We start from the raw sequence: 16386 nt of genomic DNA, 5'->3' as shown, positions 1-16386 counted from the left end.
CTATTCCGCCGCCACGGCGTCGAGAGCCGTCTTTTCGCGCCGCAGATCCGCCAGCGCCTTGGCGTAATCGGACGGCATGACCTTGACGAAGCGCGAGAGCGCTGCGTCCCAATTGTCGAGGATCTCCTTCGCCCGCGCGCTGCCGGTATAGAGATGGTGCCGCTCGACCAGGATGCGCAGCCGTTCCGCGTCGAAGCGCAGGGGATCGCCCATGCCGCTGTCGACGGCGCTGACGGACCGCTGGCGCGGCGCGTCGGGGTCCTCGCCGGCGGGCGCGGCCGCGATAGGCTCCAGCCGGACCATGGCCTGGTTGCAGCGCTCGGCGAACCTGCCCTCGACGTCGTAGACATAGGCGATGCCGCCCGACATGCCGGCGGCGAAATTGCGTCCGGTCTTGCCAAGCACCACCACGACGCCGCCGGTCATATACTCGCAGCCGTGATCGCCGGTGCCTTCGACCACGGCGACGGCGCCGGAATTGCGCACCGCGAAGCGCTCTCCCGCCACGCCTTCGAAATAGGCTTCGCCCGCGATGGCGCCGTAGAGCACGGTGTTGCCGACGATGATGTTCTCGGTCGGCTCGCGCCGCGTCGGCTTGGGCTGGCGCACCACGACGCGGCCGCCGCTGAGGCCCTTGCCGACATAGTCGTTGGAGTCGCCGGTGAGCTCCAGGCTGACGCCGCGCGACAGGAAGGCGCCGAAGCTTTGTCCGGCGGTGCCGGTGAAGCGCACCACGATGGTGTCTTCGGGCAGGCCGGCATGGCCGTGGCGGCGCGCCACCTGGCCCGACAGCATCGCACCGACCGTGCGGTCGAGATTGCGGATGCCGCGCTCGATCCGCACCGGCTGGCCGCTCTCGATCGCCGGCCGCGCCGCCTCGATCAGGTCGCGGTCGAGCACGGTCTTGAGATCGTGGTTCTGCTGCTCGACCTGATAGATCGCGATGCCGGGCTTGGGCGTCGGCTGATGGAGCAGGCGCGAAAGATCGATGCCCTTGGCCTTCCAGTGGCCGATTGCCTCGACCATGTCGAGCCGGTCGGAACGGCCCGTCATCTCCGCCAGCTTGCGGAAGCCGAGCTGGGCCATGATCTCGCGCAGCTCTTCGGCGACGAAGAAGAAGTAGTTGATCACATGCTCGGGCTGGCCGGTGAAGCGCTTGCGCAGCACCGGATCCTGGGTCGCGACGCCGACCGGGCAGGTGTTCAGATGGCATTTGCGCATCATGATGCAGCCGGCGGCGATCAGCGGCGCGGTGGCGAAGCCGAACTCATCGGCGCCGAGCAGCGCGCCGATCGCGACATCGCGGCCGGTGCGCAGCCCGCCATCGACCTGCACCGCGATGCGGCCGCGCAAGCCGTTGAGGACCAGCGTCTGCTGGGTCTCGGACAAGCCGATCTCCCACGGCGAGCCGGCATGGGTCAACGAGGTCAACGGTGAGGCGCCGGTGCCGCCTTCGAAGCCGGAGATCGTCACATGGTCGGCGCGGCATTTGGCGACACCGGCCGCGACGGTGCCGACGCCCACTTCCGAGACCAGCTTGACCGAGATGCGCGCCTCTTCATTGACGCTCTTGAGGTCGCGTATGAGCTGCGCCAGGTCCTCGATGGAATAGATGTCGTGGTGCGGCGGCGGCGAGATCAGCCCGACGCCCGGCGTCGCGTGACGCACCTTGGCGATGTTCTTGTCGACCTTGTGGCCGGGAAGCTGGCCGCCCTCGCCGGGCTTGGCGCCCTGCGCCATCTTGATCTGGATGTCGTCGGCGTTGACGAGATATTCGGCGGTGACGCCGAAGCGGCCGGAGGCGACCTGCTTGATCTTCGAACGCATCGAATCGCCATTCGGGAGCGGCACATAGCGGTCCGATTCCTCGCCGCCCTCGCCCGTGTTGGAACGGCCGCCGATGCGGTTCATCGCGATGGCGAGCGTGGTGTGCGCCTCGCGCGAGATGGAGCCGAAGCTCATCGCGCCGGTGGAGAAGCGCTTGACGATCTCCGCCGCCGGTTCGACCTCGGAGAGCGGGATCGGCTTGTCGGCGAATTTGAACCGCATCAGGCCGCGGAGGGTGAGCAGCCGCTCGCTCTGCTCGTTGATGCTTTGCGCGAAGACCTTGTAGTCGTCCGGCAGGTTGCCGCGCACCGCGTGTTGCAGCTTCGAGACCGATTCCGGCGTCCAGGCGTGGTCTTCGCCGCGCAGGCGGAAGGCGTAGTCGCCGCCGGCGTCCAGCATGGAGCGATAGATCGGGTTGTCGCCATAGGCGTCGCGATGCCGGCGCACGCCGTCCGCCGCGACGTCCTTGATGCCGATGCCTTCGATCGTGGTCGCGGTGCCGGTGAAGTATTTCTCGACGAAGGCCGACGACAGGCCGACCGCGTCGAAGATCTGCGCCCCGCAATAGGACTGGTAGGTCGAGATGCCCATCTTGGACATCACCTTCAGCACGCCCTTGCCGATCGCCTTGATGTAGTTCTTCTGAACGTCATAGGGCTTGAGCTTCAGCCCGCGCTGGACGCGGATCTGCTCCAGCGTCTCGAAGGCGAGATAGGGATTGATCGCTTCGGCGCCATAGCCCGCAAGCGCGCAGAAGTGATGCACCTCGCGCGCCTCGCCGGTCTCCAGCACCAGGCCGGTCTGCATGCGCAGGCCGAGCCGGACGAGGTGGTGATGCACCGCCGCGGTCGCGAGCAGGGCCGGCACCGCGATGCGCTCGGACGAGACCGCGCGGTCCGACAGGATCAGGATGTTGGCGTCGAGCAGGACGGCATTCACGGCCTCGTTGCAGATCCGCTCGACCGCCTTCTCCAACCCCGCCGCGCCTTCGGCGGCGTCCCACGTGATGTCGAGCGTCATGGTGCGGAAAGCGCCGTCGAGCAGCGTCTCGATGGAGCGGATCTTCTCGAGATCGGCATTGGTCAGCACCGGCTGCGCGACTTCGAGCCGTTTGTGCACGCCGGCCTGGCGGCCGTAGAGATTGGGGCGCGGCCCGATCATCGAGACCAGGCTCATCACCAATTCCTCGCGGATCGGGTCGATCGGCGGATTGGTGACCTGGGCGAAATTCTGCTTGAAATAATTGTAGAGCAGCTTGGGTTTCTTGGAGAGCACGGCCAGCGGCGTGTCGGTGCCCATCGAGCCGATGGGATCGTCGCCCGCTTGCGCCATCGGCTCGAGGAAGAACTGAATGTCCTCCTGCGTGTAGCCGAAGGCCTGCTGGCGATCGAGCAGGGCGGACGCGTCGTTGGACGGCGCCGACTGCTCCTCCGGCATGTCTTCGAGGTCTTCGAGCTTGAATTGGGTCTTCTTCAGCCATTCCTCATAGGGCTTGGCGTCGGAGAGCTTCTGCTTGATCTCCTCGTCCTCGATGATGCGGCCCTCTTCGAGGTCGATCAGCAGCATCTTGCCCGGCTGGAGGCGCCATTTGCGCACGATCTTCTCGTCCGGCACCGGCAGCACGCCGGATTCGGAGGCGAGGATGCAGACATCATCGTCGGTGACGATGAAGCGCGCCGGACGCAGGCCGTTGCGGTCGAGCGTCGCGCCGATCTGGCGGCCGTCGGTGAAGGCGATGGAGGCTGGGCCGTCCCATGGCTCGATCAGCGCGGCATGGTATTCGTAGAAGGCGCGGCGGCGCACATCCATCTGCTTGTTGCCGGCCCACGCCTCCGGGATCAGCATCATCACCGCATGGGCGATGGGATAGCCGCCCGCGATCAGCAATTCGAGCGCGTTGTCGAGGCTGGCGGTGTCGGACTGGCCGTGCGGGATCAGCGGCCACATCTTGTCGAGGTCGGGACCCAGAAGATCCGACTCCATGGTGCGGCGGCGCGCATTCATCCAGTTGACGTTGCCGCGCACCGTGTTGATCTCGCCATTATGGGCGATGAAGCGGTAGGGGTGCGCCAGCTTCCAGGATGGGAAGGTGTTGGTCGAGAAGCGCTGGTGCACCAGCGCGATCGCCGACTTGGTCAGCGGGTTCTTGAGATCGACATAGAAACGGCCGACGTCCGGCGCCAGCAACAGGCCCTTATAGACCACGGTGCGGGTCGAGAAGGACGGCATATAGAATTGCTCGATGCTCGGCAGCTTGTGGCGCTTGGCGAGCGCCTGGAGCGGATTCTGGGTCTGCTTGCGGATCGCCAGCAGCTTGCGCTCGAAGGTGTCCTGGTCCTTGACCTCCGGACCGTGCCCGACGATCGCCTGGCGGATCAGCGGCATCTGGTCGAGGACGGTCTGGCCCAGCCCGGTCGGATCGACGGGCACGTCGCGCCAGCCGATCAGGCGCTGCCCCTCGTTCTTGATGAAGCGCTCGAACTGCTTGACGACGATGTCGCGCGCCTTGGCCTCCGGCGGCAGGAAGCACATCGCCACGGCATAATGACCCGGAGCCGGAAGTTCGACGCCCGCCCCTTTTGCCCAGTCGCGCAATAAAGCGTCAGGCGTCTGAATTAGGCAGCCAGCGCCATCGCCAACCAAAGGGTCGGCACCCACGGCGCCGCGGTGATCGAGATTGATGAGAAGCTGAAGGCCTTGGGCAATGATTTCATTGGATTTTTCGCCCTTGATGTTGGCGACGAAGCCAACACCGCACGAGTCGTGCTCATTGCGGGGGTCGTATAGACCCTGTTTCGGCGGCAGTCCGGACATCGCGCTTCAAACCCAAACCCAATAGAGCAGAGCAATCAACGTGCTCTTTCAGCAGTCCAGTAGACCATAAATTTCGCGGGGGCAAAATGCGAAATTGCCGCGCTGCAATACATGCCTGTTGAGCGTTCGGTGCGGGTCCGTGCCGTCAGGCGGCGGCTTCTTCCGTGGCCGAGCGGCGGGCCAGCCGCACGGTGATCTTCGTGCCATGGCCGGCCACGCTCTCGATGTCCAGCACGCCGCCATGCAGGTCGACGAAGCTTTTCGCCAGCGGCAGGCCCAGGCCGGTGCCCTCATATTTTCGTTCCAGCCGGCTGTCGACCTGACCGAACGGCGTAAGCGCCACCTGCACGTCGTGCGGGGACATGCCGATTCCGGTGTCGGCGACGGTGACGGCGACCGTCTGTCCGTCGTCGGCGGCGCTCAGCTCCACCGTGCCCCCGGCTTCGGTGAATTTGACCGCGTTCGACAGCAGGTTGAGGAAGATCTGCCGCAGCTTCGCGCCTTCGCCCATCACCGGCAGCTCGCGATCGAGCCCGCACAGGACGAAGTGCAGGCGGGCCTCGCGGCATTGCTCCTCGATCATCCGGACGCACTCGCCCAGCACATCGGCAAGGTCGACCGATTGGGGCCGCAGCTCCATCTTGCCCGCCTCGCTCTTGGAGAGGTCGAGCACGGAATTGATCACCGCCAGCAGATGGCGGCCGGCCCGCATGATGTCGCTGGAATATTCGACATAGCGTGGGTTGCCCAGCGTCCCGAAGACTTGGCCGGAAAGCACTTCCGAGAAACCGATGATGGCATTGAGCGGCGTGCGCAGTTCGTGGCTCATATTGGCGAGGAAACGCGACTTGGCCGCGCTGGCCGCTTCGGCTTCCTTCTTGGCCTGCTTGTAGCTCTGTTCGCGTTCCTTGATTTCCGTGAAGTCGCTCACGAAGATGATCCGGCCGCCATCGCTGGTCGGGCAGACCGTGATGCGGACCCAGCGTCCGTCCGGCAGCCTCTGCTCGCCGGCGACGCCATGCGCCGTGACGATGGCATTGGCACCCGGACGCTCGGGAAACCTGACTTCGTATTGCTGCAGCAGCCCGGCGAAGGACGCGCCGGGACCAAGCCCGGCCGCCTCCGGAAAGAACGCCTTGAGCTGGCTGTTCACGGTCACGACGCGGCCGTCGGCGCCGACCAGCATCACGCCTTCGTCGGAGGTCTCCAGCGCGTCCGTCAGGCGCACCTCGGCCGAGGCCGCGCGCCGCGTCTCGCGCTCGACCATGGCCCGGATATTGTCCTGCATCACGGCCATGGAACGGAGCAGCGCGTCCGTCTCGCGCAAGCCGCCCGGCGGCAGCGGCGTGTCGAACGCGCCGCGCGCGATGCGGTCGGCGGCTGCCGCGGCCTGCGCCAGCGGCCGGCCGATGCGGCGCGACAGGAGCACGGTGATCGCGAAGGCCAGGAACAACGCTGCGACCATGCCGCCGACAAGCACATATCCGAAGCGCGAGATCGCGCTCACCGCCTGGCGCCGGGCGACAAAGCTGTGATCGGTGTTGAACTCGATCAGCAGGTCGAAGGCGCCGTCGATCTTTTCCGACAGTGCGGCCATCGCCGCATCGTCGCCGGCCCTGCGCGCAACGCTCCACTGCTTGACCAGGGTCTTGATGGTCTCGATCTGCTTGCGCTCGTCGGCTTCGTCCGAACGGTCCTCCGCCACGCCCAGGTCGTCTTCGAAGGTGGAGGCCAGCGCATCGATCTCCGATTCCAGACGGGCGCGCTCCGGACGCGAGGCACGGTCGCGCTCCAGCTCCTTGCGCTCGATCTGTGCGAAGTCGAAATTGGCGGCACGGGCATAGTTCACCGCCATCAAGGGGCGGTCGAAGGTGTCGACCACGATCTGGCCCGCAGCCCTGAGCACGCTGAATCCGAAATAGCCCTGCACCGCTATGATGATGCAGATCGCGAAGAAGGCGCCGAACAGGATCGCGCCGATGGACTTGCGGAACACGACCATGGGCGCAGGCGCCCGGCGTTGCGGGCGAACTCGAGGATTTCGGGGCGAGTTTGACGGCCCTGTGGTTGCCGGAGCCTTAAGCGCACGGTGACGGAGCCCGCCTATTTCACGTGGACAATCAAGGCCATCTTGGGGTGGATGTGGCAGTGCACCTCGAAAGTTCCCGCCGCGGGGAATTTCAGCAGGACATCCTCGCCCGGCGGCTGCTCGTCGGAATCGAAATTCAGCGCATCCGATTTGACGTAGATCTGATGGATGAACGCGTCGCGATTGGCGAAGGTCAGCGTCTCGCCCGGCGCGATCGTCACCTCTGCCGGGTGGAAGGCGCGCCCGTTCTGCACGATCGTGTGGCTGTCGTCGGCAAACCCCACGACGCCGCCGAGCGAGAACATCGCGGCGGCGACCAGGGCATGGCGCCGGATCATTTGGTCACGACGTCGTGCTGCATCGGTGCCAGCCGGGCGAGAAAGCGGTTCTGCACGGCGAACGGGATGCCGGCCTTGTCCATCGCGTCCTGCAGGTCCTCGACCACTGCGTTGAAGTCGGCATTGCGCAGGCCGAGTGCCTTGTGCGCCTCCCGCATCGAGCGGCCCTTGTAGGTGCACGGTCCGCCGGCCACGACGCAGAACTGGTCGGAGAGCAGCCTCTCGAAGCGCTCCATATTGGTGTTGTCGAAGGTCGTCCTGGTGCGCGGATCGGCCAGGAGATTCGCGGTGGTGTATTTCGCGATGGTCGCAATGCCTTCGCGGTCGCCGAGGTCGCGGTAGAGCGCGTCGTCCGCCGCGAAGGCGGGGCCGATCCGCGCGGCAAGCGCGGTCACGGCGCAAGCCAGCACGACGGCGCGAAGGGCGTGGATCGCGAGCCTGTGCATGGTCACAGCCCTCCTTGCAGCGAGAGATAGATGCCGTGCTGCCCGTCATGGAGCACGATATTGCCCAGATCGGCATAGGCCAGCGTCAACGAGACGTTCTTGTCGAGGAAATAGGCGGCGAAGACGTCGAAGGCATTGTCCTCACGCGCGATGGAGAGATTGTCGGGCTTGGTGCGGTATTCGGCGCCGACTGCGAAATTGCGGCTGAACAGATAGGCGGCCGAACCTTCGAATTGCGTGGAATAGCCGTCGTCCTTGTCGCCGCCGAAGCCGAGGATGCCGAACTGGTTGGCACGGGTTTCGCGCAACGTGGCGTCGACGAGCAGGCTCTGCGCCAGGAACAGCTTGGTGCCGGAAAGGTAGAAATCGACGCCGTCGGACGACCGTCCGCCGATCGCCGCGATGACCGCGCCGCGGTCGTTGCTTTTATATTGAAGGCCGGCGGCGACCTGCGGCCACCAGGAATCCTGATCATAGACCGCGTCGCCGAAAAGCTTCACCTTCAGCCCGACGATGTTCTCGTGGAACGTGAAGCCCTTGCCGAGCCCCAGCGCGGCGCCTGTCTGCTGCGTGTCGAACGCAGCCCAGGCATAGGAGAGCTCCACCCGGTCCAGGATGCCGATCGCGATGCCGGGTGCCTGCAGGTTGTAGTCGGGCAAGCCGACATAGGTGTAATGCGCGTCGATGCCGATGCCGTCGCGCGAGCCGTAGCCGGTGATCGTCGCCCAGCTCGCCAGACCGCCGCCGCCGGCCCCCTCGACGGTGCTGACACCGCCGGTCGCGAGCAGCTTGCCGCTGTCGAACAGCGCCAGCCCCTTGTCGAGCATCCCGCCGCCGTCTTCGGCGTGGGCGGTCGAGGCGGCTATGGCCGTGCCCGCGACAAGCGCGGACGCGAGGAAGGCGCGGGACAGCGACAAGGATAGGTCCTTCCGGTGCGAGACACGGACCGGGCACCCTATAGGTGGCGAGGTTAAGCGATTATAAAATCTGGCGAAATCGGCCCGGCCGCACGGTCACAACGACCGGCGGCGGCGGTGGGATGCGTGGCCTGCCGGGGGTAGACAGGCCGGAGGCGATGGCCTATATCCGCGCACCCTTCGCCACTGCGAAGGCCCTATGACGCGGGGTGGAGCAGCCCGGTAGCTCGTCAGGCTCATAACCTGAAGGTCACAGGTTCAAATCCTGTCCCCGCAACCAATGAAAACAACGGGTTAGAGGATTCCTCTAGCCCGTTTTTTCGTTCAGAATCCCTCGCACAAGACTCACACATTCTCGCACGCGAGTTTCGTGCGCCGAGGAGGTCGAGGGATGTCCGAATGGCACGATCTGATGGGCGGCAAGCTTCACGTCTATAGGCGTGGCGACGGTCGCTACTGGCAATGCTCGACGTATCTCAAAGGCAAAGAGTGGCGGCAGAGCACGAAGCACGACAGCCTCGGGCTTGCAAAGGAGTTCGCGGAAGATTGGTATCTCTCGCTTCGCGGCAAGGAGCGCGCTGGGCTGCTGTCGGTCGCCAAGCCCTTCCACATCGCGGCTGACCAGTTCGAGAAAGAATACGAGGCCATCACCGAAGGGCAACGGAGCCCCAAATGGGTGCAAGGGCACAAAGATCGCCTTCGCCTCCACCTCCTCCCGTACTTCGGCAACAAGGCCCTCACCGAAATCACGGCTGGTACCGTGCAGGAATACCGCGCGCATCGCATGGCAGAGGTGAAGGAGCGCGAACTGAAGCGCGTGAAGGAGAAGGCAAAGCGCGACGGTACGCCTGAGGAGAAGCCCAAGCTCCTGGCCCGCAGCACGCTTCATGATGAGGTTGTCACGCTCCGGCAGGTACTAAAGACCGCCGTTCGCCACCGCTGGCTTGATCACCTGCCCGACCTGTCGCCGCCGTATAAGACCCAGGGCAAGATCGTGCATCGCCCGTGGTTCAGCCCCGAGGAGTACGTCGCGTTCTACAAGGCGACTGGCGAGTACGCGAAGAAGCCGTTCCGCGAGATAGACCGGTGGGCGGCGGAGCAGGTGCATGACTTCGTGCTGATCATCGCCAACACCGGGCTTCGGCCGGATGAAGCGAAGAACTTGCAGCACCGCGACGTTCAGATCGTGACCGACGAAGCAACAGGCAAGGAAATCCTTGAAATCGAGGTTCGCGGCAAGCGCGGTGTCGGGTACTGCAAGAGCATGCCGAACGCCGTCTACCCGTATCGACGCTTGCTTGCGCGTGCCAAGCCGCAGGACGTGGAGGAACCGAGCGGCAAAGCAAAGAGGGCCTTGGAGCCGAAATACCCGCAGCCGACCGATCACGTCTTCCCCGGTAATCACGTGAAGCTCTTTAACGGCGTGCTGCGCAGAGCGACGCTCAAACTCGACCGCGACGACAACCGGCGCACGGCATATAGCCTCCGCCATACCTACATCTGCATGCGGCTCATGGAGGGTGCGGACATCTATCAGGTGGCGAAGAACTGCCGTACCTCGGTAGAGATGATCGAGAAATTCTATGCGGCGCACATCAAGAACACCCTTGATGCTGCGGCAATAAATGTTCTTCGCAAGCGTGCATCGCCTAAGACTGAGAACGGGCAGGATAGTCAGGAAGCAGAACCGGAACTACAATCGGCGTATGGCTGACGGCGAATTCTCAAAACAGACCATTGAAACACTAACGAAGCGAGCAGGAAACCTCTGTTCGAATCCCGATTGCGGCGCGCTTACGTCAGGTCCCGCGGATGTCTCTGACCGTTCAGTGACGATCGGTGAAGCGGCGCACATCTACGGACGGCTGCCCGCCTCCGCTCGTTACCGCAAAGAGATGACCAACGCGGAGCGCGCGGACAGCACGAATGCGATTTGGCTCTGCCGAAATTGTCATAAGCTCGCGGACGCCGACGCCGGGAGGTTTCCCGCCGACGTCTTGTTTGAATGGCGACGCGGCCATGAAAGGCATGTAGCCGAACAGATAGGTCAACGGAGTGAAATTGTCCGACAGCGCATACTTGATCGCCAACTTGCGGCATTCAAGGACGCCAGCTACCTCGCGCAGCAAATCGTTATCGACAAGCCCGAGCACTGGGAGTTCAAGCTAGCGATTGAACTCCTCCGAACCGGTCTCGGTCGCATACAGAAGCGCATGGCGGCGATTGATCAGGGCCTTTATGCTAAGCCGTATGTGGTCGTCGCTGCCGAACAGATGGCCGATTGGAATCGGGCGCGAATGGATGATCTCGTGGGACAGATCGGCGCGTTGAAAAAACTTGCGACTGTCGAACTTGCGGAAGCTTTTGGTCCACCGGGCACGCCCGGCGATGAGCTGAAAATTCTCAGTACATGCAATTTGCTCGCGGAGTCCTGCGAACGGCTACTTGAATGGGAAGAGACAGTAAGGTTCGCAACGCTGCCTCAATCGTTCAAAGAGTATCGGTCGATCTTGATCGGTGCGGGTGCGCGCTTTTTTCGCGTCGTGTATCGCATTCCTCAGGAAATGGCCCAAATCTTTGCTGACGATGCGCCTAGTGGCAATCATGACATCAACTTGGTTTTCGACTTGCCCGACGGTTTCGGCGACCGCGCCACAGCCGCATTCCTCCGGGGCGTTAAGGGAAGTCGCGCGCGGAGTTGGCGTTGGTGACGGCGGTATGCGAATGCGCTTGCCGCAAAGCGCAGGCACAGCGATTACCGAAACTGCCTAGAGCTAGGAGATGGCTCTCATGCCGCGCACAGCTCGGATAATCCCCTACGCGACTTGGATTTTGCTTCCCAATTGGCGCGAAAATATTCGGAAGGCCATTCTGTTCTTGGTGTCATCGCCGATGGTTGGCGTGGGGGTCGTTGCCACAACGCTTTCGATAATGAACTTGCTGGAGAAATATCTGGGCCATTCATTTTATCACTTCGTCACGGATGTCGTACAAACCTATCGAAAGATTTTCTTCTATCCGTTTCACCTCTTGGACCGCTTTCTGCACGTGCATATTGGTGACCCGTATCGAGATATCATTGTCATCTGGCTCTGCGTCGCCGCGATCTATGCGCGATCATATATCTATCTCACAAAAGCGAGCAGCGAGCTGTTCAAAGACGATAGATCGAAATACGACAGCAAGACCGAACATCGAAGGGTGAATTACACCAACCTTCAATGGGGATACAAACTCAGCGGCTTCCGCTTAAGGCTGTTTCGATTTCTGAATCACAGGTTTGTATGGTGGACAAATGCTCTAGACTTCACCCACCCAAAATCCCCGTTTCTATATGAGGTGTACGTATTTTTCTGGGTCTTACCTTTCGCGCCGCTCTTATTCCTGTTCACTGCATTCTTCGACGACATGATGATCTCGGTAACGTGGTGGATGGTCCGGGATGGGAAGCGGCTTGATTATGACGACCCTACGTATGAGCACTTTTCACAAGAGGACGCCGACACCGAGGAAGAGTTTAAGGTGGAGGTTAGTCTGAGATCGTTTTTCTGGGTGCAACTATTGTTTCTCCTGAGCGCCATCGTGCTTTCAACGGCCTACTGACGTCCTGTAACAGCGAAAGGTGCGGATGGCGACCGCGTCGAGGCAGCCACCTAATCCGCACGTCAGAAATTTAGGGCTTCCGACTGGAAGCGCGATCATCAGGGATCAGCACCCTGCGCATCCTTCACCATTTCTCCAATTAGAGCGCTTTGAAATTCGGAGCGGTGATCACGCAACACGTTCTGCGCGTTATCTATCCCTTCTTTATAGATATTAAGCTTGAGGACGAAATCCGGATCGCGCTCGCCCCTCGTGAGCCATTCGATGATCTCCGCCTCCGCGAGTTGAATTGCGCCTTTGATATGATGCACAAATTGCACCACCAACATCGCGTCGCGCCCTGATCGCGCGTTCAATTCAGCGTACGCGGATTGAACATCTTTTATGGCATGGCTGAGTCGGCTGCGTATCCGATCCTGATCAACGGACTCGGGGTAATGCACATAGTCGTGAATGTAGCTGAGGGAGTCCTTGAACTCCTGAAACGCCTTTATTAGGACTTCGATGCTTTGAAGCGATTTTAGATTTTCGTCGAGGAGCTTGCTACCGATCAGCGCGCTCCTTGCGAAGCGCCGTTCAAGTTCAAGTGTCTCCAACTTCAGCCGCCGGTCAGCAGTTGTGCGAAGGCGGCCTTCGCGCAAAGTGAACCACGCGTTGAGCGCTGCGACAACAATAGTTATCGTTGCCGCGATATATGGAGCAACATCTATTGGCTTCTCGATCATGGGCGTTGTCATGTAGCTGCGCGCGTAGTCATCTACGCATGCGGTGGGAAAAAGTAGAGAAGCGCAAAGATCGCAGCGGCTCCGCCGGCTGAAATAACCACCTGCGTACCAAGCTTGATGTCTGCCTTTATAAATCCCGAAATGACGCCGCCAAAAGCACCGCCACCAATGGAAAGGACCGCGAGCAGAATGTGAGTCTGAATAGGCGATGGATTTGCGAACGCGAACCCAAGCACGACAACTAACAAAATGAGAGCCAACCCAACGATAGCCGGTAGCTGTTTCACGACTGTCTCCAGCCACGTTGGACGCACTGTCAGATCGAAGTGAAAATCGTACCAGGTCTGATCGGAACTCAAAGTAACAGGGCCCAATACGATGCCGTCGTACTCGGAGCGCACAGAAACGACCGCATCACTCATTAGCTCATACGAGCTAAGACCATCAGTGTAGCTACTTTCGCCACCGTCTTGGCCATTCAAGAACCATTGAAACTTCGTGCCTTTAATGAGTGCACCGGACGCATCTAGTGCTCTGACTGCGATCCTTCGACTAAAGAGTTGATCTGTCATACGCAGATGCGCACAGCGCGATCTTGAACATTACAGATCACGCACGGTATCCCAGTCGGCTTGCCGCCTGGACACCTAGCTTCCCTCTGGCGGGTTTGTGCGGGAATAAACGGGACGACAATCGTAACCGTGTGCTGGCCTCGGGGTACTGGGCCTGAACCCACGTTGAATGTTGGGCCTAGGGCGGCGGCGGCAAAGATCGCATTCGGGTCACGCGCTTCTACGAAAGCTTCGCCAGTCGGTCCTAAAATCGCCGTGCCTGCACGCGTACTATTCACGAATATTTCGATTTCGATTCCCGCGCCTTGATTACCCGCAAGGTCAACGACTGAAATCTCCAAATAGCTGTCGCCAAAGTTAGGCAGAATTCCTAACGGCATATGCGCCCCCAATTTGTTAGCCTAAAGATGAAAGATTATTTCCTGGTGTCAAGAATTGGCTCTGTAATCACATAACAATCGACCCGCCAATTATGAATTGGCTGGGTTGCTCAGCTCGGAAGTTGAGCAAAGCCGTTGCTTCGCAACGGAAATTCCCCCCGCAACCGTCGGCCGATTACGCCCGACTTCGACCGTTCCCCACCGCTTATCGCATGTTCATGCTCCTGCGGATGGCTCACCACCGCGCATCGGAATGCGCTCCGGTTCGGGGTTCGCCGGCTACCACTAGGTAATGACGCCGCTCACCCGAAACGCTCGAAGTCGGGCCTCTCGCTGCCGCAGCCAATCGCCTCAAGCGAGTACGCAAGAGGCTCTTGGGCGGACAGCGGCGTCCGACGGTTGCGGGGGGGGTGAATGCAAAAAACAAATCGTCCGCGCCAGGTCGCGGACGAGTTTCGGAGGCCGCATGGCGGCGGGGCATCGCGGAGGCGATGCCCTCGGTTTGCAGACGCGAAGGCGTCTGCCCGCTTTTTCTTCGTGCCGACCGAAGGGGCGGCACAGGTCGCGCGAAGGCGCTACTTTTCTTCGTCGTCTATCCCGAGCGTGCGTTTAAGGTCGACTTGGCTTTCGGCGATTTCGGCGTTCTGACGGTCAACTTCTTCCCATATCTCGTCGACTACATCCTTGGGATAGTGAGCGCGCGCGAAGCGTTTGAGCTCGGCGGCATCTTCTTTCGCCATACCCACGAGTTTTGCTCGAAGCACAGCAGTCGAAAATTCAAAGCGGTCTCTTGCAGATTCTCTTCGCCGTGCGGCGTCGTTCAAAAGCGCCTGAGCCGCGTTAAGATCAGCCCGAGTGTCCTTAGGGTCCGAACTTTCGGGTTTCGGAGCCTTCTTTCCCAACCATCTTTCGAATGGGTTTTTTGGCAGATAGGTGAGCGCATTGGGCGCTGACTAAACTATACGCGAAAGTTGCATTTCTGCACGGAGTGGCTAGGTGCGAAGTGTGCACAGCTCGATTAGCTAGTGACTTGCAACTAGCACGCGTGCACCATCCTGTTGGGGAAACTTGATTCGTCGAGGCCGATGTGTCGTGCGAACTGGACTCTGCATAGCCGTCATCGCCACTGGATTGCTCCTGGGGACCTCAAGCGCATGCGCTTCTCCACCGGACGAAATGCAACCGTTCGATAATTCAGACTTTGCCACACCAAATGCCGTTGCTGATGCCGTTGGCTCTGTCTCGATCAATCCGAATTGCGCCGGTGGCACCGGTTCGACGCGCAGAGAACTATCGGCTCGTGTGAACGTTGATCGGTCGGGCGTCTCTGCGCCAGGCGTTGCCTCGGCGCTCGTACGCGATGCGCTTAAACAACTATGGATTCAGTGCGAACTCGATGAACCAATTACGGGGACGCGCATACCACAGTACCTATCCGGCAGAGTTCTGTTTACCGTCCAAATCGTCCAACCAAGCTTGGACGGGGAGCATGACGAAGTTGCATTAACCGCAACCGATTTTGAGATTGCGACGGCGCGTTGGCTCACGATCAATCGGAGCTGGCCTGAAACTGATCAGACAGCGCCCAAAGCCGATTCGACGCAGCACATCGCAGGATCACGATCCGAGCAAAGTGCGCCTACGATGCAGGCATATCCGTCGGCACGCACGCTCCAGTCTCCAGCTGCGCCTTCGCTGCCGCCTGCGAAAAGCGTCGCTACCGCGAATCCTCAATTCGCAGATATGACGAGCGAGCCCTTGATCAAAATCTTAATCGTGGGACTTGCCATCATCGTTCTAATTGTCATGGCGCGCGGACTGTTCTCTGGAGAGTTTTGGTACTCGGTGTTCCGCGTTTTGCCACTGAGTTCGTCATCGGAGTTAAGTGCTCGAGCTATACGCCAACAAGCAGCCCAACTCAGTCACGCTGCAAATCGAGACTCAAGAAATGCAGACATAGCGGACGCGCTTGTCGCACACGCTCGCGCGAGTGCAGCGCGCCGCGTAAGGAGACCGTGATGTTTGGACGAAAGCGCAAGCAGAACTTTATGCTGGCTGACGAACAGTCCGCTTTCTCAGCGCCACTCGGGACGCCGCTCGGCATACCTGCTCTTGGCATACAGCGATACCGGGCGTTTCGCGAGTTACAAAGCCACGCAATACCGGCGCTACGAGATGCCACAGAATTCGAAGACGCCATTAGCGATTTTCTCGACGCAAGGGCGAAGCGCGCGCAAGCATATGTCAGGTTCACGAAGAGTAATGAGCTGCTGGATAATCTAGACCTCATATGTGAAGGCGTGCGTATGCAAGTGCTCGCCGAATATCACGAGCAGCGACGGCGGCTTAAAGACGCCACAACATATTTGGAGGTAGACGATGAATCATCAGTCGAGGATGCTGCGCAAGACGTTGTGGCCGTTGCCGAGCTTACCAACGCTGCGCGCAAGGCCAAGGCGCGGATTATCGACGAGGCGGGCGGCGAAGACTACTTGGCCGATGTTGACCGCGACGCACTCGATACAATCGATGCATACGTAACAGCCGCTGCAACGGGGCAGCTTAGCCGTCGCCTTCGATAATGCTTCAGCTTGGCACGCTCGCGTCCGGCTCGCGCCTCGCCCTCAGCGACCACGAACGCGCGCGGCACGTCCACGTCGTCGGGAGCATTGGGA

12 protein-coding genes and 1 tRNA gene are annotated in these 16386 nt (G+C 61.1%); 5 read left to right on the top strand and 8 right to left on the bottom strand.

What is annotated here, in order from left to right; genetic code table 11:
- From gltB to WDM91_17570, 5 genes are all read right to left on the bottom strand, one after another.
- Complete coding sequence (gene gltB / locus WDM91_17590; protein MEI9996414.1) at window positions 1-4641, bottom strand: glutamate synthase large subunit; 4641 nt, start codon at window positions 4639-4641, stop codon at window positions 1-3.
- Between the two features lie 145 nt (window positions 4642-4786).
- A complete protein-coding gene (locus WDM91_17585; protein MEI9996413.1) occupies window positions 4787-6643 on the bottom strand; it encodes an ATP-binding protein in 1857 nt (618 codons plus the stop codon).
- A gap of 101 nt (window positions 6644-6744) precedes the next feature.
- A complete protein-coding gene (locus tag WDM91_17580) occupies window positions 6745-7068 on the bottom strand; it encodes a plastocyanin/azurin family copper-binding protein (protein ID MEI9996412.1) in 324 nt (107 codons plus the stop codon).
- Window positions 7065-7514: a group 1 truncated hemoglobin gene (locus tag WDM91_17575; protein ID MEI9996411.1), complete on the bottom strand. Its 450-nt coding sequence runs from the start codon at window positions 7512-7514 to the stop codon at window positions 7065-7067. The genes WDM91_17580 and WDM91_17575 overlap by 4 nt, the downstream gene beginning before the upstream one ends.
- Before the next feature lie 2 nt (window positions 7515-7516).
- Window positions 7517-8431 carry a DUF3034 family protein gene (locus WDM91_17570; GenBank protein MEI9996410.1) on the bottom strand — a complete coding sequence of 305 codons (915 nt, stop codon included), beginning with the start codon at window positions 8429-8431 and terminating at the stop codon, window positions 7517-7519.
- 203 nt (window positions 8432-8634) lie between these two features.
- Here WDM91_17570 and WDM91_17565 point away from each other — a divergent pair.
- From WDM91_17565 to WDM91_17550, 4 genes are all read left to right on the top strand, one after another.
- Window positions 8635-8711 (top strand) — tRNA-Met (locus tag WDM91_17565).
- A gap of 111 nt (window positions 8712-8822) precedes the next feature.
- The gene (locus WDM91_17560) at window positions 8823-10145 is read left to right on the top strand and encodes a hypothetical protein (protein ID MEI9996409.1); all 1323 of its coding nucleotides are present in this window, start codon (window positions 8823-8825) and stop codon (window positions 10143-10145) included.
- The gene (locus WDM91_17555) at window positions 10138-11142 is read left to right on the top strand and encodes a hypothetical protein (GenBank protein MEI9996408.1); all 1005 of its coding nucleotides are present in this window, start codon (window positions 10138-10140) and stop codon (window positions 11140-11142) included. Before WDM91_17560 ends, WDM91_17555 begins: the two co-directional genes overlap by 8 nt.
- Window positions 11143-11212: 70 nt before the next feature.
- Entirely contained in the window at window positions 11213-12034 is an 822-nt protein-coding gene (locus WDM91_17550) for a hypothetical protein (GenBank protein MEI9996407.1), read from the top strand.
- A gap of 98 nt (window positions 12035-12132) precedes the next feature.
- On the opposite strand, the gene WDM91_17545 is transcribed toward WDM91_17550, so the two are convergent.
- The 3 genes from WDM91_17545 to WDM91_17535 form a co-directional block, all read right to left on the bottom strand.
- Window positions 12133-12759 (bottom strand): hypothetical protein, encoded by a 627-nt coding sequence (locus WDM91_17545; protein MEI9996406.1) that lies wholly within the window; start codon window positions 12757-12759, stop codon window positions 12133-12135.
- Between the two features lie 32 nt (window positions 12760-12791).
- Window positions 12792-13331, bottom strand: a complete 540-nt coding sequence (locus WDM91_17540) for a hypothetical protein (protein ID MEI9996405.1) — start codon at window positions 13329-13331, stop codon at window positions 12792-12794.
- A gap of 955 nt (window positions 13332-14286) precedes the next feature.
- A complete protein-coding gene (locus WDM91_17535; GenBank protein ID MEI9996404.1) occupies window positions 14287-14613 on the bottom strand; it encodes a hypothetical protein in 327 nt (108 codons plus the stop codon).
- Between the two features lie 1116 nt (window positions 14614-15729).
- Here WDM91_17535 and WDM91_17530 point away from each other — a divergent pair.
- Window positions 15730-16293 (top strand): hypothetical protein, encoded by a 564-nt coding sequence (locus WDM91_17530; protein MEI9996403.1) that lies wholly within the window; start codon window positions 15730-15732, stop codon window positions 16291-16293.
- The last annotated feature ends 93 nt before the right edge of the window (window positions 16294-16386 follow it).

The organism is Rhizomicrobium sp. (genome assembly GCA_037200385.1).
Lineage (GTDB): Bacteria > Pseudomonadota > Alphaproteobacteria > Micropepsales > Micropepsaceae > Rhizomicrobium.
Note: the sequence above shows the minus strand (reverse complement) of the source record. Positions and strands in the feature narration are given on the sequence as shown.